This window comes from Nocardiopsis sp. CNZ308, assembly GCF_004217075.1.
This window is the reverse complement of sequence record NZ_SHKJ01000001.1, coordinates 1,036,555-1,056,666: the sequence shown is the minus strand read 5'-3', so window position 1 is coordinate 1,056,666 and position 20,112 is coordinate 1,036,555. Positions and strand designations below refer to the sequence as shown.

Below are 20,112 nucleotides of genomic sequence, written 5' to 3'. Positions count from 1 at the left end.
GCCGTCCGGTTGGCCGCATGCGGCCGTGGGTCACGCTGAAGCCTAACCGGATTGATTGATATCACTATTAATGGTGACGCTTGCGGCCGCGCAGGGGCACCACGACACGGAGAAACCATGCACTTTGTCTTCATGGGGGTCTCGGGCAGCGGCAAGACCACTGTCGCCGAACGTGTGGCCAAGCAGCTGGGCCTGCCCTTCGCCGAGGCCGACGACTTCCACCCCCGGGCCAACATCGACAAGATGGCGGCGGGCGTCCCGCTGACCGACGAGGACCGCTGGCCGTGGCTGCACGAGCTGGCCCGGTGGATCGCCGAGCACGAGGCCGCCGGCCAGTCCACGGTCATGGCCTGCTCGGCGCTCAGGCACAGCTACCGCGACGTCCTGCGCCGGGCCGCCCCGGGGGTGCGCTTCCTGCACATGCACGGCTCCGCCGAGGTGATCTGGCGGCGGATCGAGGCCCGCCAGGACCACTTCATGCCGCCCGCGCTCCTGGAGTCGCAGCTCAACACCCTCGAACGGCTGAAGGAGGACGAGCCCGGCCTCGAACTCGACGTCAGGGACGACGTGGAGTCCCTCGTCGGGCAGGCCCTGGAGTACGTGGGGCCGCTGCTGCGTCCGGCGGGGGCGCCGGTCGTCGGGGACTGAGGGGAGCGCCGCCCCGGTGCGCGGCCCCCGCGCGACGTGCGCCAGACCTGCGTCCTGATGGTGGCCGCCGTCCCCGCGTACGGCCCGCTGGCCTGCCTGGCGGGCGGCCGGACGCTCTCGGGCGCGCACGAGGACGCCGCCGAAGGCCCGCGCGCCCTGACGGTCACCGCCGCGCTCGTGGGCGCGGCCCCGGCGGCCCCGGCCGTCCCGGTGCGGCGCGGTGGCAACGCCCTGTGGCGCACCGCCCCGAGGGCGGGCCGGGCCCTTGTCGCGCGCGTGCCCGGAGGGACAGGGGGCCGACGGCGCGCCGTCGGCCCCCTCCCGCGCTACTCCTCGTCGTCCTCGCCGTCGGCGGCCGCGTGCAGCCGCGCCAGGTGGTCGCTGTCGTCCTCCCCGTGGCGGCCCAGGTAGATCTCCCTGGCCTCGTCCGCGATGTCGGCCGACTCGTCCTCGAAACCGTAGTCGGCCAGGTCGTCCAGCAGGTCCAGCGCCCGGTGCAGGGCGTCGCCGTCGTCGGGGGACTGGGCGGCCTCCTGCGGGAGGTGGTCCGCGACGATGGCGAGGACGGCGGCCCGCGCCTCGTCCACGGCACTCTCGGACCCGGCCGCGGCGGTCAGCCGGATCCTGGTGATGGGATCCTCGTCGGCCACCAGCATCAGCTGTTCGGCCAGCCAGGAGGCCTCCTGGCCCTCGAGGAACGCGGTCAGCGCCGCGTCGTCAAGCGGTGTGGTCATTGGCAGATCATAGGCCCGCCCGGTGCCTCCGCCGACACCGGTGTCCGGGCTCCGGGGCGGGTTCTCGGCCCCGGAAAAGACACCCTTTCATCCGATCATCCGATATCAGGCGGCGAGGAAGATTCTTTTTCCGGGGTTACGGGGGTGTTGCCGTGAAGTATCACGTGATAGTGCGTTCATCTGTTCGACAACTCGTATCCGAAAATGCGCCCATGGATCACGGCACAGATGGGAAACGGTTGTATTAATACCCAGCTGTCTATCTTCACAGTCGCTCTCGGAGCGGTCTAGGGTCCACTCAATCGTTCCAGGGCCTGCCGGGCCCCGCACTGAGGTGGACCATGTTCAGGAAGCCTTTCCGAAAGCCGCTGGCCCTCCTGGCCTCCGCGGCGGCGCTCACGCTGGTGGCCACGGCGTGCGCCGAGAGTAACCGCGAGGGCGGAGGGGCCGACGCGTCGGCACCCTTCGTCTTCGCCTCCGCGGGCGACATCAAAACCCTCGACCCCTTCCTCACCAGTGACGGTGAGACCTTCCGTTACAGCAGGCAGGTATTCGAAACCCTTCTCGAACACGAATCGGGTGGGACCGAAATCGTCGGAGGACTCGCCGAGGACTGGGAGCAGTCCGAGGACGGCACCGTCTGGACCTTCCACCTGCGCGACGGCGTCCTGTTCCACGACGGCGACGAGTTCAACGCCGAGGCGGTCTGCGCCAACTTCGACCGCTGGTACAACCTCACCGGAGGTTTCCAGAGCTCGAACAACTCCTATTACTGGCAGTCGATCTTCGGCGGCTTCGCGGAGAACGAGAGCGAGGACCTCGCCGAGTCCCGCTACGTCTCCTGCGAGGCCACCGACGAGCTGACCGCGGTCATCACGATCGACGAGTACTCCTCGATCTTCCCCGGCGGCTTCAGCCTCGCCTCGTTCGGCATCATGAGCCCCAGCACCCTGGAGGCCATCGCCGACGCCGAGATCACCGGCGAGGAGGGCAACTTCACCCTCCCCGAGTACACCCAGACGGCCGGAACCCTCGCGGGCACCGGGCCCTTCACCGTCCAGGAGTGGGACCACGACCAGGCCGAGGTGACCCTCCAGCGCTTCGACGACTACTGGGGCGAGGCCGCGGGCTTCGAGACGATGATCCTGCGCGCGATCCCCGACGAGACCGCCCGCCGCCAGGCCCTGGAGGCGGGTGACATCCACGGCTACGACCTGGTCGCCCCCGCCGACGTCGCCCCCCTGACCGAGGCCGGGTTCCAGGTGCCCACCCGCGGCGTGTTCAACGTCCTGTACATGGCCTACCAGCAGGAGGCCAGCGAGGCGCTCGCCGACCTGGAGGTGCGCCAGGCCCTCGCCCACGCCGTGGACCGCCAGCGCATCGTCGACACGATCCTGCCCGAGGGCGGCGAGGTCGCGACCCAGTTCCACCCCAACACCCTCGACGGCTGGTCCCCGGACGTGCAGACCTACGAGTACGACCCCGAACTGGCCAAGGAGATGCTGGCGGACGCCGGGCAGGAGGACCTGACCCTGGAGTTCTGCTACCCGACCGACGTCACCCGCCCCTACATGCCCGCGCCGCGCGACATCTTCGACGTCATCGCCGCGGACCTGGAGGCGGTCGGCGTCACCGTGGAGCCGGTCACCTACGAGTGGACCGAGTACGTTCCGCGCACCAACTCCGGTGAGTGCCCGCTGTACCTGCTCGGCTGGACCGGCGACTACAACGACGCCTACAACTTCGTCGGCACCTGGTTCTCCCAGTACAACAGCGAGTTCGGCTTCCGTGACGAGGACCTGTTCGAGGCCATGGAGGAGGCGAGCACCAACCCGGACCAGGAGGAGCGCGTCGCCGCCTACCAGGACCTGAACAACCAGATCATGGACATCCTGCCGGGGCTGCCCATCTCCAGCTCCCCGCCGTCCATCGCCTTCTCCGCGGACGTCAACCCGCCCAACGTCAGCCCGCTGACCCAGGAGCAGTTCGCCGAGGCCTCCTGGAAGTAGTCCCCCTCCTCCGCGGGGAGGGCAAGGGCCCGACCGGCCACCGGTCGGGCCCGCCCACTGCCCGGGGCCCGCGGTCCCCGGCCCGGCCGGGGACCGCGCGCCCCGCGCCGCGGCACCGCCCGGCGGGGCGCGCCGCACGCGCGCCGCCCGGGCCCCTCTGTCCCAACCACCCGCTCGAACTCCCGCCGCGACCCGGCGGGGGACGCTTCGCGTCCATCGTTCCCACCACTGGCGAAAGGCGGCGAAGGTGCTGCGATTCATCGTCAGGCGTCTCCTCCAGCTGATCCCGACACTGGGCGGCCTGTCGATCCTGCTGTTCGTCTGGCTGCAACGGCTGCCGGGCGGACCGGAGTACGCCCTCCTCCCCGACGACGCGACGGCCGAACAGCGCGCCGCGCTGCGTCGTTCCCTCGGCCTGGACGAACCGATCACGGTTCAGTACCTGGCCTTCCTGCGCCGTATCCTCCAGGGCGACCTCGGGACCTCGCTCTCCACCGGACGGCCGGTCACCGAGGAGTTCCTCACCCGCTTCCCGGCCACGTTCGAACTGTCGGTCACCGCGATGCTGATCGCGGTCGTCATCGGCGTCCCCCTCGGCTACCTCGCCGCGCGCAGGCGCGGCTCCGTGCTGGACTTCGCGGCCGTGGGCGGATCCCTCCTGGGCATCTGCACGCCGGTGTTCTTCCTCGCCTTCATCCTGAAGGTGGTCTTCGCCGAGCGGCTCGGGATGTTCCCCTCCGCCTTCCGGCTCTCCCCGGGCCTGATCCGCACCGACCTCAGCGGGTTCGTCGTCCTCGACGGCCTGCGGACCGGGGAACTCGACGTGGTGTGGGACGCCCTGCTCCACCTCGTGCTGCCCGGGGTCGCGCTGGCCTCGATCCCGCTCGCCGTGATCGTCCGGATGACCCGCGCCAGCGTGCTGGAGGTGGTCGGCGAGGACTACGTGCGCACCGCCAACGCCAAGGGGCTGCACCGCAACACCGTGCGCACCCGCCACGTGATGCGCAACGCCATGCTCCCCGTGGTCACCTCCGTCGGACTGCTCACCGGAAGCCTGTTCGCCGGGGCGGTGCTCACCGAGAGCGTCTTCGCCTTCCCCGGCATCGGCTCGTTCGTCTACGCGGCCACGCAGGGGCGCGACTACCCGGTCCTGACCGGGTTCATCCTGCTCATCGCGACCATGTACGTGTTCATCAACCTGTTGGTGGACATCTCCTACAGCCTCCTCGACCCGAGAGTGCGGGCCCAGTGATGCCGACGACACCGAGCCCCCACAACCGCTCCGAACCCGCGGGCGCCCCGGAGCCCGAGGGCACCGCGGCCCAGCGCACGCCCCTCCTGGGACGCAAGGCGGCCAGGGTGGACCGGCTGGCCGAACTCATGGGCCAGCGCGAGGAGGGCGAACACGGCGCGGGCATCTGGCGCACCGCCTTCGAGCGCATGCGCCGCAGCCCCATGGCCATCACCGGCGCCGTGATCGTCGTGGTGTTCATCGTCGTGGCGCTGTTCTCACCGCTCATCGCGCCCTACGACCCCGTCTCGCAGAGCTGGGGCGACGAGGTCTTCCCCAACCGCAACGTGTTCGTCGGCCCGCGCGCCGAGAACTGGCTGGGCCTGGACAACCTCGGCCGCGACCAGTTCTCCCGCATGGTGATCGGCGCCCGCCAGACCCTCCTGGTCGGCGTGGTCGCCACCCTGGTCGGCCTCGGCGTCGGCGCGCTGCTCGGCGGCGCGGCCGGGGCCGCCGCGGTCCTCGGCGGACGCTGGGGGCGCCAGGTGGACAACGCCGTCATGCGCGTCATCGACATGATGCTGGCGCTGCCCACCCTGCTGCTCGCGGTCACCATCGCCGCCCTGGTCGGCCCCAGCCTGACCACGGTCATGTTCGCGGTCGGCGTGGCGCAGATCCCCATCTTCGCCCGCCTCCTGCGCGGCGCGATGCTCTCCCAGGGCAACCGCGACTACGTGCTGGCCGCCCGCGCCCTGGGCGTGCGCAAACACAAGATCGCCCTCGTGCACATCCTGCCGAACTCGCTCGGCCCGGTGATCGTGCAGTCCACGCTCACCCTGGCCACCGCCATCATCGACGCGGCGGCCCTGTCCTACCTGGGTCTGGGCAACCCGGACCCGGCCTTCCCCGAATGGGGGACCATGCTCGCCGACGCCCAGCGGTTCCTGTCCAGCGCGCCGCAGCTGGCCGTGTACCCGGCGCTGGCCATCATCGTCACCGCCCTGGGCTTCACCCTGCTGGGTGAGGCGATGCGGGAGGCGCTCGACCCCAAGCTGAGGAAGTGACATGAGTTCCAGCACGCCGCTGCTGGCGGTGGACGAGCTGTCCGTGGTGTTCGGCGGACGCGGCTCCGACGAGGTGCGGGCCGTGGACGGGGTGTCCTTCACCCTGGAGGAGGGCCGGGTGACCGGCCTGGTCGGCGAGTCCGGCTGCGGCAAGAGCGTCACCTCGCTCGCCCTCATGGGCCTGCTCCCCGACCGGGGGGTGCGGGTCGGCGGCAGCGCCGTCATGCGGTTGCCCGACGGCCCCGTCGACCTGTTGAAGCTGCCGCAGAGACGGATGCGCGACCTGCGCGGTTCCCAGTTGGCGATGATCTTCCAGGATCCGCTCAGCTCCCTCAACCCCGTGGTGCCCATCGGCCGCCAGGTCACCGAGATCCTGCGCCGCCACCGGGGGATGCGCGGTTCGGCCGCCGAGAAGGAGGCCGCGGACCTGCTGGACCGGGTGGGCATCCCCGACCCCGGGCGGCGGCTGCGCGAGTACCCGCACCAGCTGTCGGGCGGCATGCGCCAGCGCGCGCTCATCGCCATGGCGGTGGCCTGCCGCCCCCGCGTGATGATCGCCGACGAGCCCACCACCGCCCTGGACGTCACCATCCAGGCGCAGATCCTGGAGCTGCTCCGGGACCTGGTCACCGAGGAGGGCACCGCCCTGCTGATGATCACGCACGACCTGGGCGTGGTCGCCGGGCTGTGCGACGACATCAACGTCCTGTACGCGGGGCGGGCGGTGGAGACGGCGCCGCGCGCGCCGCTGTTCGCCGACCCCACCCACCCCTACACGGTCGGCCTGCTGGGCTCCATCCCCCGGCTGGACGCCCCGCGCGGCGAACGGCTCACCCCCATCCGGGGATCGGTCAACGACAACATCGCCTGGGCGCAGGGGTGCGCGTTCGCGCCCCGCTGCGACCACTACACGATGGAGTGCCTCCAGGGGCCGCCGGAGCTCGTGGCGGTGGGCGCCGCGGCGGGCGTGGAGGAGGGCGGCCGATCCGGGGAGGGCCCGGCGGCCGCACACGTGCACCGGTGCGTGAACCCGATCCGGGACGCGGACGCGGCCGACCGGCCCACGCTGGACGGCCCGGGCGGTCCGGACGGCGACGACGAGGAGGAGCGGGGATGAGCCTGCTGCGGATCAACGACCTCAAGGTGCACTTCCCCATCAGGAAGGGGGTGTTCTTCGACCGCACCATCGGCCACGTGCGCGCGGTCGACGGTGTCAGCCTGGAGATCGAGAGCGGCCAGACCTACGGCCTGGTGGGCGAGTCCGGCTGCGGCAAGACCACCCTGGGCCGCGCGGTGCTGCGCCTGGTGGACGTCACCGAGGGCGAGGTGCTCTTCGGCGGACAGGACCTGGCCGGTCTGGACGAGGAGTCTATGCGCCGCCAGCGCAAGAACCTCCAGATGGTGTTCCAGGACCCGCTGGGCAGCCTCAACCCCCGGCAGAACATCGGTTCCATCCTGCTGGAGGGCTTGCAGACCCACGGGATCGGCGGCCCCGCGCCGGGGGAGGGGCCCTCCGGCGGCAGGGAGCGCCGCGCCCTGGTCCTCGAGGACCAGCGCAGGCGCGTGGTCGACGCCCTGGAGAGGGTGGGCCTGTCGGCCAAGGCGCTCACCCGCTACCCGCACGAGTTCTCCGGCGGCCAGCGCCAGCGCATCGGCATCGCCCGCGCGCTGGTGCTGGAGCCCGACCTCATCATCTGCGACGAGCCGGTGTCGGCGCTGGACGTGTCGATCCAGGCCCAGGTGCTCAACCTGCTGGAGAGCCTCCAGGAGGAACTGGGGCTGACCTACCTGGTCATCGCGCACGACCTGGCCGTGGTCCGCCACGTCAGCGACGTGGTCGGGGTGATGTACCTGGGCGGCCTGGTGGAGGAGGCCTCCAGCGACGACCTGTACGAGACGCCGATGCACCCGTACACGCGCTCCCTCATGTCGGCGGTGCCGGTCCCCGACCCGGAGGTGGAGGACAGCCGCGAGCGCATCCTGCTGGCGGGAGACCTGCCCTCGCCCGCCGACCCGCCCAAGGGCTGCCGCTTCCACACCCGCTGCCCGTGGCGTCAGAAGGAGCGGTGCGACACCGAGCGGCCCGAACTGCGCCCGGTCGGGAACGCCGCCGGGGGCGGCGCCCACAGGGTGGCCTGCCACTACGCCGAGCAGATCCTCTCGGGCCAGATCCAACCCAGGGAGGAGATGGCCGAGCGCATCGTGCACGGCACCGGTTGAGCCGACCGGCGGGGGCGGCCGTCCGGGATCCGGGCGGCCGCCCCCGCCGTGCCGGGCCACCGTGCGGCGGCTCGTACGACAGCGGCCCGCCCGGGCGCAGGGCCGCGTCGTCGGGAGCCGCCGCCCCAGCGCCGCGCACGCGGGCGGCTGTGCGGTCGCTCACGCAGGGGCGCGAAGCCCCAGATGGGCGTGCCCCGTGCGCGGCGGGCGGCGGGAACTTCCGCCGGAACCGGGAGAGGACGCCCCCGGGCGGGCACGATGACGGCATGAGGCCTTCGCTGGACACCGTCCCCGGCACCGGGGCGTTCCTGTACGACCGCGACTGCGGGTTCTGCAAGCGCTCGGTGGTCTTCGCCCGCGACCGACTGCTTGCCCGCAGCCGCTTCGTGGCCTGGCAGGACTTCGACCTGGACTCCGCGGGGCTGACGCCGGAGCAGGCCGACGCCAGCGCCTGGTTCGTGTACGCGGACGGACGCCGCTTCTCGGGCGGCGACGCCGTCGCCGAGCTCCTCCTGCACGGGCGCCCGCTCACCCGGCCGCTGGGCCGCCTGGCGCGCCTTCCGCTGCTGCGCGCGCTCAACCGGGCCGCCTACCGCTGGGTGGCCGCCAACCGCCACCGCATCCCCCTCCCCGGAGGAGCCCCCTCATGCGGACTCGGCCCCCTCGACAGGACGGACGACCCGGCGCCCCCGTGACCGGTGGCCGGTCGGCGGCCGCCTCCGCGCCGGCCGCGCGTCCGGCCGGCCGCGGACCTCAGGCCGCGCGCAGGGTCCGGCACACCTCCAGCAGCCGCCCGCGCAGCACCGCGCCGCGCTCGGCGAACCCCCGCTGCGCCTCCATGTACTCCGCCTTGCCCTCGGCGGTCTCGATCCGCACCGGCGCGTACCCCCACGCCGCCAGGTCGTAGGGGGAGGCGCGCATGTCCAGCGTCCGGATCTCCCGCGAGAGTTCGAAGCAGTCCACCACCAGCTCCGAGGGCACCGCCGGGGCCAGCTTGTACGCCCACTTGTACAGGTCCATGTTGGCGTGCAGGCACCCCGGCTGGTCCAGTTCGTCCTGCCGTTCCCGGCTGGGCCGGAGCGTGTTGAGCGGGCGCGCGGCGTCGGTGAAGAACCGGAACGCGTCGAAGTGCGAGCACCGGATCCGGTGCGTCTCCACGACCCGGTCGGTGCCCTCCCGGCCCAGCCGCAGCGGCACCTGGCCGTGCCGCACCTCTGCGGCCCGGTACACCATCGCCCACTCGTGCAGCCCGAAGCAGCCCAGGTGGGCGGGGCGCCCGGCGACCGACGACAGCAACCGCTCCACGAAGTCCAGCACCGGCCGCGCCGCCAGGAACGCCGCGGTGTCCAGGCCCACCGCGCCCCCGGGCAGCGCGGTGTAGAACCGCTCGTCCAGGCGGGCGCGGGCGCCCTCGCCCAGCAGCACCGTCCCCGCGCCCGGGTGCCAGCGCCGCAGCTGCGCGGGCTTGAGGTTGTAGTAGGTGAACAGGAAGTCCTCCACCGGGTGGCGCACGCCCTCCCGGCGGCGCCGCAGGTGGTCCCCGACCAGCGCGTCCACGCGGTCGCGGTGCCGCTCGGCGCGCTCGCGCCACCGCTCCTCGGGCAGGGCTGTCAGGGCCCGCGTACTCGCTTCCGTCACGGCCCCCAGGGTACGCGCGCCGCGGGATCTCCCGCCCCCGCGTCGCGTCGCACGTGTTCTTGTACGCTCCGGTGATGGGCGTGCGCAACTATCTGGTCGAGGGCGTCTCCGGCACCGGCAAGAGCTCGGTCTGCGCGGAACTGCGGCGGCGCGGGTACCACGCCGTGGACGGGGACCTCGAACTGGCCTACCAGGGCGACCCGCGAACCGGCGAGCCGACGGAGGGCATGAGGCACGAGCACCATCTCTGGCACGTCGACAGGGTCAGGTCCCTGGTCGCCGACCGGGGCAGCGCGGTGACGTTCTTCTGCGGCGGTTCCAGGAACTTCCCGGAGTTCGTGGACCTGTTCGACGGCGTGTTCGTCCTGGAGGTCGACCCGCGGACGCTGCGCCGTCGGCTCGACGGGAGACCGGAGGGGGAGTGGGGCGGCAGGCAGGCCGAACGGGACCTCATCGTGCGCCTGCACCGGACGAAGGAGGACGTTCCCCGGGACGGCACGGTCGTCGACGCCACCAGGCCGCTCGCACGCGTCGTCGACGAGATCCTGCGCCTCACCGGGGGATAGAACCCCGCGGCGCGGGACCGGCTCCGGTCCGCGTGCCCGGGCGGGCTCAGTTCGACTGCTGCACGGGCAGGTGGCGGCCCAGGTAGCCGATGTACACGCGGTTCGTGGTGCCCGGCCCCAGGTGGGGGTAGAAGTACAGCCGCGGGCAGATCCCGTACTCGATGTCGAGCTTGATGTGCGCGTACATGGGCAGCCGCCCGCTCGGCTCCACCTCCTCGGGCACCCGGAACAGGCGTTTGTCGTTGAGCTTGCCCCGGTTGCGCACGTGGTCCGACTCCTGTGAGGCCAACCGCTTGATGGGGATCACCTGGTACCCGTCGGGGGTCTCGCGCAGGTAGGAGTGGAAGCCCAGCCCGGTGCCGGGGTTGTCGAACTGGTAGCGCGCGTAGTCGTTCAGGGCCAGCAGCGCCTCCCACGCGCGGGTGACCCACAGGGACTCCTTGCGGCTGTCGGACAGCTCGTAGACCGTGGCGTCCTCGATGGTGAAGTACAGGTGCGGCAGGACCGAGTCGTCGGTGATCCGCTCCAGCAGTTCGCGCACGCTGACCGGGGGCCGCCGCTGCGGGTCGCTCGGCGCGGGCGCCGCGGCCAGCCGGAACAGCCCGGCCTCGCGCGCCTGTTCGCGCAGCCAGCGGGCCTCGTAGCGGGCGGCGCGCGCCTGTTCGCGCGCGGTGTCGAGCTCCTCGCTCAGGTCGGCGGCCTCGGCCAGGAGTCCGTGGCGCTCCTCGGCCAGCTCGCTGACCCGCGCGCCGAGCCGGGTGACCTCCTCCCGCAGCCGCTGGGTCTGCTGTTCCAGGGCCTCGCGCTCCAGCGCCGAGGCGGCTCCGGCCGGGACCGCCCCGCCCTGCGCCGCCTGGTGCACGACGGCCGCGCCCCGGGCCGCGGGCACGCTCACCCGCGGCCGCGCCGTGCCGGGGACGGACCGCCGCAGGTCGTCGGTCTCCTCCTCCAGCAGCGCGTCCACGGCCTGGAGCGGATCGGGCAGGTCCACCTCCAGCGCGTTGTCGCGCACCCGCCGCGAGAGGGCGGCGCCCACCCAGTTGCGGATGCGCTCGCCGTCGCGCGCGGTGTCCAGCGTGGCCGGGCTCATCCGGGGGTGGCGGGCGGCGTCCGCCTCGTCGTGCGGGTCCACCCCCGGTAAGAAGGTGCGCACCCCGCCGGGCGGGACGTCCAGGCCCGGCGGCAGGAGCGCTCCGACGCGCTCCAGGGCGGCGTCGTCGAGCACGTACCCCGAGCACATGCCGGTGCAGCGCGACAGCGCCCCGGCCATGGCCCCGCGCCAGTCGGCGACGGTCACGTCGCGGGGCGAGCCGGTGGCCACCACCGCCATGCGCCGCAGGGGGTCGCGGATCGTCGCCACGAGCGTGTCCACGAGGTCGTCGTCGCGCCCGCGCACGATCTGGGGCGCGGGCGGCAGCGGGTGGCCGCCGTCGTGGCCGTGCACCGCCTCCAGGAGCATGCGCGCGGCCTCGGGCGGCATGACGTCCAGCCGGGGCTGCTCGGAGCCCTCACCCGCCGGAGAGGAGGGGGTGACGGTCATGTCGATCCACACGTACCGCCACGGGGACAGCGCCGGGTCCACGACAGCGGTGGCGACCGTCCGCCACACGCCGTCCGTCTTGTCGGACTCGGTGGTCAGCCGCAGGAAGGACAGGCCCTCGTCGGGGTTGTCGTGCCGCACGACCAGGGCGCGGGAGCGGTTGCTCAGCTCATGGCGCCCCGAGGCGGAGAAGTCCACGCGCGCGCCCGAGTTGCCGCGCTTGCTCAGCCACCGCGACAGGACCGTCGAGGTGACGGCGACCAGGTCGCCGTCGTGCTCCGGGACCGCGACGAGCGTGCGGTAGACAAGCGGCAATGGGCACTCCCGGGATCCCGTCGGCGGTGGCGGACCCGAGGGTCCGGCCGAGCGCGCTGGCAGAGCCCTCCTCACCACTGTGGACGAAGGAGGTCGCCGGCGCCAGTCGGCCGACCAAAGATCCCCGGTCAGGCTGTCTGATCCTCAGACGATACCGCCCGTCACCCCGGTGTACACCCCCCGCTGTCGTCCCTGTTCGGAGCGCGGACCCGTGTGCGCGTCGTTCTTGCGCCATGGTGGCCAACTCCGGCCTTCGGGTTGGCAGCGGTGGACAAGGCACAGCGGGAGAAGGGGGCACTAGCGTCACGGGCATGTCTACGCGTCCGTTCTGGCTGGCCGGCACCGCCGCGACCGGCGACACCGAGATCACCGTCGTCAACCCCTACACCGGCGAGGACGCGGGTACCGTCTCCGTGCCCACCGCCGAGCAGATCGAGGAGGCGGTGGCCGCCGCGCACGCGGTCGCCGCCGAGGCCGCCGCCCTGCCCGCCCACGTGCGGGCCGACGCCCTCGACCACGTCTCCCGGCGCATCGGCGAGCGCGCCGAGGAGATCGCCCGCACCATCACCGCCGAGAGCGGCAAGCCGATCAAGTGGGCCCGCGCCGAGGCCGGGCGCGCCGTGTCCGTGTTCCGCTGGGCGGCGGAGGAGGCCCGCCGCGACAGCGGTGAGCTCCAGCGCCTGGACACCGACCCGGGCGGCACCGGCCGCATGGCCCTGGTGCGCCGCGTCCCCAAGGGGCCGGTCCTGGGCATCTCGCCGTTCAACTTCCCCCTCAACCTCGTCGCCCACAAGGTCGCCCCGGCCATCGCCGTAGGCGCGCCGATCATCCTCAAGCCCGCCCCCGCCACTCCGATGACCGCCCTGATCCTGGGCGAGATCATCGCCGAGACGGACCTGCCCGGCGGCATGGTGTCGGTGCTGCCGATGCCCAACGAGCTCGCCGCCCCCCTCATCACCGACGAGCGCCTGCCCGTCATCTCCTTCACCGGCGGCCCCTTCGGCTGGCAGCTGCCCCGCCTGGCCCCGCACAAGCACGTCACCCTGGAACTGGGCGGCAACGCCGCCGCCGTGGTGCTCACCGACGCCGACCTGGACTGGGCGGCCCAGCGGGTGGCCCTGTTCGGCAACAACCAGGCCGGACAGGTGTGCATCGGCGTGCAGCGCGTCATCGTCGAGGACGCCGTGTACGACGAGTTCGTCCCACGCCTGGTGGAGCGGGTGGAGGCCCTCGGCGTGGGCGATCCCGCCGACCCGGCCACCGACGTGGGCCCGCTGGTGGACGAGGCCGCGGCCGAGCGCGTGGCCTCCTGGATCGAGGAGGCCGTCACCGCCGGGGCCAAGCTCCTCACCGGCGGCACGCGCGACGGCGTGACCGTGGCGCCGACCGTGCTCGCCGAGGCCCCGGACGACTCCCGGGTGGTGCGCCAGGAGGTCTTCGGCCCGGTGCTGGTCCTCCAGCGCGCGGCCGACACCGACGCCGCCTTCGCCGCGGTCAACGACAGCGACTTCGGTCTCCAGGCGGGCGTGTTCACCCGCGACCTGACCACCGCGTTCCGCGCCCACCGCGAGCTGGAGGTGGGCGGCGTGGTCATCGGCGACGTGCCCACGTTCCGCGCCGACCAGATGCCCTACGGAGGCGTCAAGGGGTCGGGTGTGGGCAAGGAGGGCGTGCGCGCCGCCATGACCGACCTGTCCTACGAGCGGGTCCTGGTCCTGACCGGAATCGACCTGTAGTACCGCCGGGGACCGGCCCGGACGCGGAACGAGCGGTGTCCCCCGCGCCACGGGGGCCGGGGGACACCGCTCGTCCGGCGGGTACTACAGCTGGGCGGCCTGCTCGTACAGCTCGCGCGCCTCCTGGCCGAGCCGGGGGCCGTACTGGACGCTGCGGTCGTCGGCGTACTTGAAGCTGACCACCGAGGTGATCGTGCCCCGGCCGGTACCGGTGTCGAAACCGGCGAACCAGGGGCCGCCGCTGGAGCCCTGCGTCATGGAGCAGCGCACCCCGTTGGCCGTGGTGCCGCCGGTGTCGGGCTCGGTGCGGCCCGAGCAGTAGTGCAGGTGCCTGCCCTCGTACGGGGCCGCCGACGGGTACCCGAACGTGTACACCTGCACCCCCTCGCGCACCTTGTCCTCGGTCCAGGTGCCGAACGCGATCCGCTGGGAGCCCACCCGCTCCTGGACGGTGGTGCCCCCGTCGGGGTTGAGCACCACCATGGCGAAGTCGTAGCTGTCGTCGGCCTGGCGCGACCACTCGGGCGCCACCAGCAGGTCGCTGGCGGTGAACCGCCCGTAGGGGCTCTCCCCGTCCGCGTGACCGGGCACGAAGGTCCAGTTGCGGGCCCACGAGCCCCGGCCGTCCTTGGCGCAGTGCCCGGCGGTGACCACGGTGCTCCGGTTCGCCGCGTCCACCACCGACGCCGAGCACGTGAAGTCGCGCCCGTCCATGGTCAGGTAGACCTTGCCGGTGGTCCTGGTGACCAGACCGCCCGAGGTCCAGCGCTCGCCCCGGCTGTCGGGGCGCGGCGCGGCCTGGTGCTCCACTCCCCCGTCCGGCGCCGACCCGTCCCCGGCGGGCGCAAGGACCTCCTCCAGCATGCCGGTGATGGGCTTGGCGGCGGCCATGCGCTCCTCGGTCCAGTAGTCCAGCACGGCCTGGTGCTGGTCGCCGGTCACGGCGGCGCTCTGGTGGGAGAGCCCCGCCACGTGCGACAGGGCCTCGCGGTCCTCCATCGCGGGAACCGCGGGGGAGTGGATGGCCTGGGTGACGGCGGACGCGGGCGCCGGGAGCTGCTCGGCGAGGAAGAGACCCCCGGCGGCGACCGCCGCGGCGGCGAGGGGGGCGAGGATCCTGTGTGCGGTGGACGAGGTCATGACGAGCATCCTCGCACACTTTCGGTAGCCAAGTGACTACTTTGTGTTTGTGTCGTGCGCGGTAGGGGAAGAAGGGGCCGCCTCCGGCACGGGGGTGTGCCGGAGGCGGTCGGAAGGCGCTGGGACCGTCGTGACGGGAGACCCCGGGGCCCGATCAGGCCAGCGGGACCGTGACCCGGGCGGGGGCCTCCTCGGGGGAGGTCACGCTCACCCGGTCCCCGATGTCGCTCTCGTCCTGGTAGCGCGCGTCCATGCTGTCCACCACCACGGCCAGGCGGTGCCCCGCGGGCACGTCCCAGACCACCGGCGCCAGCTCCGTGTCCACCGTCACCGGTTCACCGGGGGTGGCCCCGCGCAGGGTGTGGGGCGCGTGCGACAGCAGGGAACCCGTTCCGCGCCCGTCGATCGCGTACAGGTACACGTACACCGACTGCTCCGGAGCGGTCGGTGTGAACGTCAGGGAGACCTCCGGCGTCCCCGCCACCCGCGCCCCCTCGGGGTAGGCGGGACTGGTCCACACGGCGGCCCGGTAGCGGTCCACCGTCGGCAGCAGCACCCCGGTCGGGATGTCGAAGAACTGCTGGAGGGCGCCGGAGACCATCACCGTGCCGCTCTCGGCCGGGGTGGCGATCCCCGTGCGGAAGCGGTAGTCCCAGCCGGTGGAGGGTTCGGGCTCCATGGCGCCGCTGCTCTGCCAGCGGAACCAGTCGGTGCTCGGCTCGGCCAGGTAGTACCGGTCGGTGCTCGCGGTGACCGACGGCCAGTCGGGGTGCGTGGTCCAGCCGCCGCGCCCGTTGTTGGGCCTGACGTGCACGGGCCCCTCGGCGTCCACCTCGTTGGCCTGGCCGCGCAGGTGGTGGTCGAACCAGTCGCCCAGGGCCTCCCACACCTCGTTGGGCAGCCCGGCCGCGCCGAACAGCTCCTGCGTGGCGTGGTCGCCCGGGGTGATCATGAGCCGCTTGGGCACCTCCAGTTCCTCGTAGAAGTCGGTGATGTGGCCCACGGGGAAGATGCCGTCGTTCCAGGCGTGCGCCATCATCACGGCCGTGCCGTTGGCGTTGATGGCGTCCACCTTGGTGGCCGCCGACCGGTCCGGGGCCACGTCCAGGGCGGGCTGGATGTCGCCGCGCCGGTAGGCGGCCTCGATCCCGGCCAGCTCCTCGCCGGGGGTGCCGGTGAGGTTGCCCGCCAGCAGGAGCAGCTCGGCCGACTGCGTGTCCACGGTCTCGTTGGGGTACAGGGAGACGGCCAGGTCGGCCCAGCCGCTCAGCGAGGCCACGGCGCGGATCCGCTCGTCCTCGGCGGCGGTCAGCAGGCTGATGCCGCCCCCGTAGGAGATCCCGGCCATGCCGATGCGGTCGGGGTCGGCGTCGGTGTTCTCCAGCGCCCAGTCGATGACGGCGCTGGCGTCGGCGCGGTCCTCGGGACCGGCCACCCCGATCCCGCCGCCCGAGTCCCAGAAGCCGCGCGAGGTGTAGGCCACGACCTGGTAGCCGGACTCGTGGGCCAGCCTGGCGGCGGCGCCCACGTAGAGGAGGTGGGGCGTGCCCCAGGCGGAGGGCATGACCAGCAGCGGGTGCGGGCCCTCGACCCCGGTGGGGGTGATGACCTTGGCCCTGAGCTCGGTGCCGTCGTGGCTGACGATGGTCTCGTAGCCGATGCTGGCGCCCACCGCCGCCGAGGCAGGGGCGGGGGAGAGGACCGCGGCGGCGAGCACGGCCGCCAGGGCGAGGGACAGCAGGCGGGGGAGGAGCCGCGCGGCGGCGCGGAGCCCGGAGCCGGTCCGGGGCGGTCCGACCTCGGAGGGCGCGGGGAGGGAGGGGGTTCTGGCAGGGCGCATGACGGGAGAACCTCGGGGGGACTGGCGGGGTGGGGGTGACCGATGGGTCGTCGCGCCGTCTCGCCATCGGGGGAGGCCGGGACCCGGGGGTCCCGGCGGAGGCGTCCGGGGGGAGCGCCTCACGGGGGTTGTCCTGCCCGGTGGTCCCACCGGGCTGTGCTCGCGTCGTCTGGACGCGTTGTCTGACGGACCGTTCTAACTGGGGGGTAACTTACTCACGGGTTAAGTTAGGTCACCGGGCACCGGTTGTAAAGACCCGGTGACGCACGATCCCGACGGCTCCCGTGACCGGCGCCACGGGCCCCGTCCCGCCAGTGGTCGTTCCGCGCCCCGTCGGCGGGCGGCCCGTGTTCCGCGCGCGGCGAGGGCCTCCCCCCGCGTGCGCGTCGTCCGGACCGGCTCCCCGGCCCCCTCCGGCGGACCTCGGACCGCGTTCCGACCCGGCCCCGGCGCCTGTCCACAGGCCCCGCACCCCGCCCGGCGGATTGCGGAACAATGGGGGCGTGCGAGAAGAACAGCGAACAGCAGTGATCCTCGGTTCCACCGGCTCGATCGGAACCCAGGCCATCGACATCGTCCAGCGCAACCCCCGACGCTTCCGCGTGGTGGGCCTGGCCGCGGGCGGCGGGCGTGTGGACCTGCTCGCCAAGCAGGCGGCCGAGCTCGACGTCCCGCTGGTCGCCGTCGCCGACCCCGACCGCGCGGGCGAACTCGCGCGCGCCCTCGCCGGACACGGCAGCCGCGCCACCGTCCTGGCCGGGCCCGAGGGGGTCGCCGAGCTGGCCGGGAGCGAGTGCGACGTCGTGCTCAACGGCATCACCGGCGCTCTGGGCCTGGAGTCCACCCTCGCCGCGCTGCGCGCCGGGCGCACCCTCGCGCTGGCCAACAAGGAGTCCCTCATCATCGGCGGGCCGCTCGTGCGCGGACTCGCCAGGCCCGGGCAGATCGTCCCGGTCGACTCCGAGCACTTCGCCATCGCCCAGTGCTTCCCCCACCTGCCCGAGGGCGAACTCGCCAGCCCGGCGCAGGGCCACGTCCACGCCCGCCGCGACGAGGTGCGCCGCCTGGTCGTCACCGCCAGCGGGGGTCCCTTCCGCGGCCGGGGCCGCGACGAACTGGCCTCGGTCACCCCCGCCGACGCCCTCAACCACCCCACGTGGAGCATGGGCCCGGTCATCACCGTCAACTCCGCCACCCTGGTCAACAAGGGGTTGGAGGTCATCGAGGCCAACCTGCTCTTCGACGTGCCCTTCGACCGGATCGACGTGGTCGTCCACCCGCAGTCGGTCGTCCACTCCATGGTCGAGTACGTGGACGGCTCCACGATCGCCAAGGCCAGCCCGCCCAGCATGATGATCCCCATCGCCTACGGGCTCGGCGCGCCCGACCGCGTGCCCGACGCCGCGCCCGGCATGGACTGGACCCGCGCCCACACCTGGACCTTCGAGCCCCTGGACCACGAGGCCTTCCCCGCCGTCCGCCTGGCGTGCGAGGTCGGTAGCGCGGGCGGGACCGCGCCCGCGGTCTACAACGCGGCCAACGAGGAGGCGGTCGACGCCTTCCTCCGGGGAAACCTCGCGTTCCCGGCCATCATGGACACCGTCTCCCGGGTAGTCTCGGAGCACCAGCGAACAGAACGTGCCGGGGGAGCGTCCTCACGCGGAGGACACCTGAGCCTGGACGACGTGTACGCCGCTGACACCTGGGCCCGCACGCGTGCGCGCGAGCTGCTCGCGCGCCAGGCCTGACACCGCCCTGAGGAGAGATGCATGGTCGCCCTGATGACCGTGGTCGGGATCGTCCTGTTCGTCTTCGGCCTGCTGTTCTCGATCGCCTGGCACGAGCTGGGACACATGTCCACGGCCAAGATGTTCGGGATCAAGTGCACCGAGTTCATGGTGGGCTTCGGCAAGACCCTGTGGTCCGTCCGCAGGGGCGAGACCGAGTACGGCATCAAGGCGGTCCCGCTGGGCGGGTTCGTGCGCATGGTCGGCATGCTCCCGCCCTCGCGTCAGAGCGCCGACGGCAGCTCCCGCAAACTCTCGCGGTGGCGGGCCATGGCCGAGGACGCCCGTGAGGCGTCCTACGTCGAGCTGTCCCCCGAGGACCAGGACCGGCAGTTCTACCAGCGGGCTCCCTGGAAGCGCCTCATCGTGATGTTCGCCGGTCCGGGCATGAACGTCATCCTGGCCGCGATCCTGCTCGCCGTGCTGTTCATGGGCATCGGGGTGCCGCAGAGCACCACCCAGATCGCCACGGTCAGCGAGTGCGTGGTCCCCGCGGGCAGCTCCGTCACCGACTGCGAGGACGCCCCGCCCACGCCCGCGGCCGAGGCCGGGATGCTGCCCGGCGACGTCATCGTCTCCGTCGGCGGCGAGTCCACCCCGGACTGGAGCACCGCCAACCGGCAGATCCGCGAGTCCACGGGCGACACGGAGATCGTGGTCGAGCGCGACGGCGAGCGGCTGCCGCTGAACGTCGACATCGTCGAGAACGAGCTCCCGGCCCGCGACGCCGAGGGCGAGTTCGTCTACGAGACCGACGCCGACGGCGAACCGGTCTACGACGAGCAGGGCTACCGCGTCTACGAGACCGAGGTCGTGGGCTTCCTCGGCATCGTCTTCGCCACCGAGCGCGCCCCGCTCACCCTCGCCGAGTCCGCCGCCGAGATGGGCAACATGATGATCGGCGTCGGCGAGGCCCTCATCGCCCTGCCCAGCAAGGTGCCCGACGTGTTCGCCGCGGCCTTCCTGGGCGAGCAGCGCACCCAGGACTCCCCGGTGGGCATCGTCGGCATCTCCCGCATCGGCGGCGAGATCATGGCCCAGGGACTCCCCGTGGCCGACACCGCCGCGATCATGATCCAGATCCTGGCCGGGGTGAACCTCTTCCTGTTCGCCTTCAACCTGGTGCCCATCCTGCCGCTGGACGGCGGGCACATGGCCGGCGCCATCTGGGAGTGGCTCAAGCGCGGCTGGGCCAAGCTGTTCCGCAGACCCGAACCCGCCCCGGTGGACGTGGCGATGCTGACACCGGTGGCCTACGTGGTCGTGGCCTGCTTCCTGGTGTTCAGCGTGGTCCTGCTCGTGGCCGACCTGTTCAACCCGGTCAGGCTCTTCGGCTGACCCCCCGTCCCGGCGGCCCTCCGGCCGCCGGGACGGGGCCGCGCCCGGCCGGTCCGGTAGGCCGTGCGTGTGCCGGGTCCTTCCCCGTCCACCGTCGCGGTGACCGCGCGACGGTCGGCGGACACCCCCGCGGCACCGGGCGTTCACCCTGGTCCGCCCGCCCCGCCTTCCGTGCCGGGTACGCCCCCGGGTACGGGTAACCTGGGGGCGCGATCCGGGAACGACGGCGTAGCCAAGGCCGCCGGACACGGTGATCCCCGGACGCGGACCCGCGCGCTGCGCCGGACACCCATTCCCGAAACGGAC

General features: G+C 72.8%; 16 protein-coding genes. 11 read left to right on the top strand and 5 right to left on the bottom strand.

The genetic code is table 11. The annotated features are described in order from the left end of the window. The first annotated feature begins 117 nt into the window (after positions 1 to 117). The gene (locus tag EV372_RS04480) at positions 118 to 648 is read left to right on the top strand and encodes a gluconokinase (protein WP_130394977.1); all 531 of its coding nucleotides are present in this window, start codon (positions 118 to 120) and stop codon (positions 646 to 648) included. 326 nt (positions 649 to 974) lie between these two features. Here EV372_RS04480 and EV372_RS04470 read toward each other — a convergent pair whose 3' ends face one another. After that, positions 975 to 1,382, bottom strand: a complete 408-nt coding sequence (locus EV372_RS04470) for a hypothetical protein (RefSeq protein WP_013154645.1) — start codon at positions 1,380 to 1,382, stop codon at positions 975 to 977. A 341-nt stretch (positions 1,383 to 1,723) separates the two neighbouring features. On the opposite strand from EV372_RS04470, the gene EV372_RS04465 reads away from it, so the two are divergent. The 6 genes from EV372_RS04465 (at position 1,724) to EV372_RS04440 (ending at position 8,601) form a co-directional block, all read left to right on the top strand. Further along, positions 1,724 to 3,391 (top strand): ABC transporter substrate-binding protein, encoded by a 1,668-nt coding sequence (locus EV372_RS04465; RefSeq protein WP_130394976.1) that lies wholly within the window; start codon positions 1,724 to 1,726, stop codon positions 3,389 to 3,391. A gap of 247 nt (positions 3,392 to 3,638) precedes the next feature. Further along, entirely contained in the window at positions 3,639 to 4,643 is a 1,005-nt protein-coding gene (locus EV372_RS04460) for an ABC transporter permease (protein ID WP_130394975.1), read from the top strand. After that, positions 4,643 to 5,686 carry an ABC transporter permease gene (locus tag EV372_RS04455; protein ID WP_130394974.1) on the top strand — a complete coding sequence of 348 codons (1,044 nt, stop codon included), beginning with the start codon at positions 4,643 to 4,645 and terminating at the stop codon, positions 5,684 to 5,686. Before EV372_RS04460 ends, EV372_RS04455 begins: the two co-directional genes overlap by 1 nt. Before the next feature lies 1 nt (position 5,687). Next, entirely contained in the window at positions 5,688 to 6,803 is a 1,116-nt protein-coding gene (locus EV372_RS04450) for an ABC transporter ATP-binding protein (protein ID WP_130394973.1), read from the top strand. Continuing rightward, on the top strand, positions 6,800 to 7,906 hold the full coding sequence (locus EV372_RS04445) for an oligopeptide/dipeptide ABC transporter ATP-binding protein (protein WP_130394972.1): 1,107 nt from the start codon (positions 6,800 to 6,802) through the stop codon (positions 7,904 to 7,906). The genes EV372_RS04450 and EV372_RS04445 overlap by 4 nt, the downstream gene beginning before the upstream one ends. Before the next feature lie 266 nt (positions 7,907 to 8,172). Next, on the top strand, positions 8,173 to 8,601 hold the full coding sequence (locus EV372_RS04440) for a thiol-disulfide oxidoreductase DCC family protein (RefSeq protein ID WP_130394971.1): 429 nt from the start codon (positions 8,173 to 8,175) through the stop codon (positions 8,599 to 8,601). A gap of 58 nt (positions 8,602 to 8,659) precedes the next feature. Here the strand turns inward: EV372_RS04440 and EV372_RS04435 are convergent, their stop codons facing one another. Beyond that, positions 8,660 to 9,544 (bottom strand): 3-methyladenine DNA glycosylase, encoded by an 885-nt coding sequence (locus tag EV372_RS04435; RefSeq protein ID WP_130394970.1) that lies wholly within the window; start codon positions 9,542 to 9,544, stop codon positions 8,660 to 8,662. 74 nt (positions 9,545 to 9,618) lie between these two features. On the opposite strand from EV372_RS04435, the gene EV372_RS04430 reads away from it, so the two are divergent. After that, complete coding sequence (locus EV372_RS04430) at positions 9,619 to 10,110, top strand: AAA family ATPase (RefSeq protein ID WP_130394969.1); 492 nt, start codon at positions 9,619 to 9,621, stop codon at positions 10,108 to 10,110. A gap of 46 nt (positions 10,111 to 10,156) precedes the next feature. Here EV372_RS04430 and EV372_RS04425 read toward each other — a convergent pair whose 3' ends face one another. Beyond that, a complete protein-coding gene (locus EV372_RS04425; RefSeq protein WP_130394968.1) occupies positions 10,157 to 11,965 on the bottom strand; it encodes a coiled-coil domain-containing protein in 1,809 nt (602 codons plus the stop codon). Between the two features lie 311 nt (positions 11,966 to 12,276). On the opposite strand from EV372_RS04425, the gene EV372_RS04420 reads away from it, so the two are divergent. Further along, complete coding sequence (locus tag EV372_RS04420) at positions 12,277 to 13,701, top strand: aldehyde dehydrogenase family protein (protein WP_130394967.1); 1,425 nt, start codon at positions 12,277 to 12,279, stop codon at positions 13,699 to 13,701. Positions 13,702 to 13,785: 84 nt separating this feature from the next. Here EV372_RS04420 and EV372_RS04415 read toward each other — a convergent pair whose 3' ends face one another. Together EV372_RS04415 and EV372_RS04410 are read right to left on the bottom strand one after the other, a co-directional pair. Beyond that, on the bottom strand, positions 13,786 to 14,841 hold the full coding sequence (locus EV372_RS04415; RefSeq protein WP_130394966.1) for a trypsin-like serine protease: 1,056 nt from the start codon (positions 14,839 to 14,841) through the stop codon (positions 13,786 to 13,788). 154 nt (positions 14,842 to 14,995) lie between these two features. Beyond that, positions 14,996 to 16,681 (bottom strand): CocE/NonD family hydrolase, encoded by a 1,686-nt coding sequence (locus tag EV372_RS04410; RefSeq protein WP_130394965.1) that lies wholly within the window; start codon positions 16,679 to 16,681, stop codon positions 14,996 to 14,998. 527 nt (positions 16,682 to 17,208) lie between these two features. Here EV372_RS04410 and dxr point away from each other — a divergent pair. Continuing rightward, the gene (dxr, locus tag EV372_RS04405; RefSeq protein WP_486484144.1) at positions 17,209 to 18,429 is read left to right on the top strand and encodes a 1-deoxy-D-xylulose-5-phosphate reductoisomerase; all 1,221 of its coding nucleotides are present in this window, start codon (positions 17,209 to 17,211) and stop codon (positions 18,427 to 18,429) included. Between the two features lie 21 nt (positions 18,430 to 18,450). After that, positions 18,451 to 19,806, top strand: coding sequence for a M50 family metallopeptidase (locus tag EV372_RS04400; protein WP_130394963.1), 1,356 nt, complete (start codon positions 18,451 to 18,453; stop codon positions 19,804 to 19,806). Positions 19,807 to 20,112 lie beyond the last annotated feature (306 nt).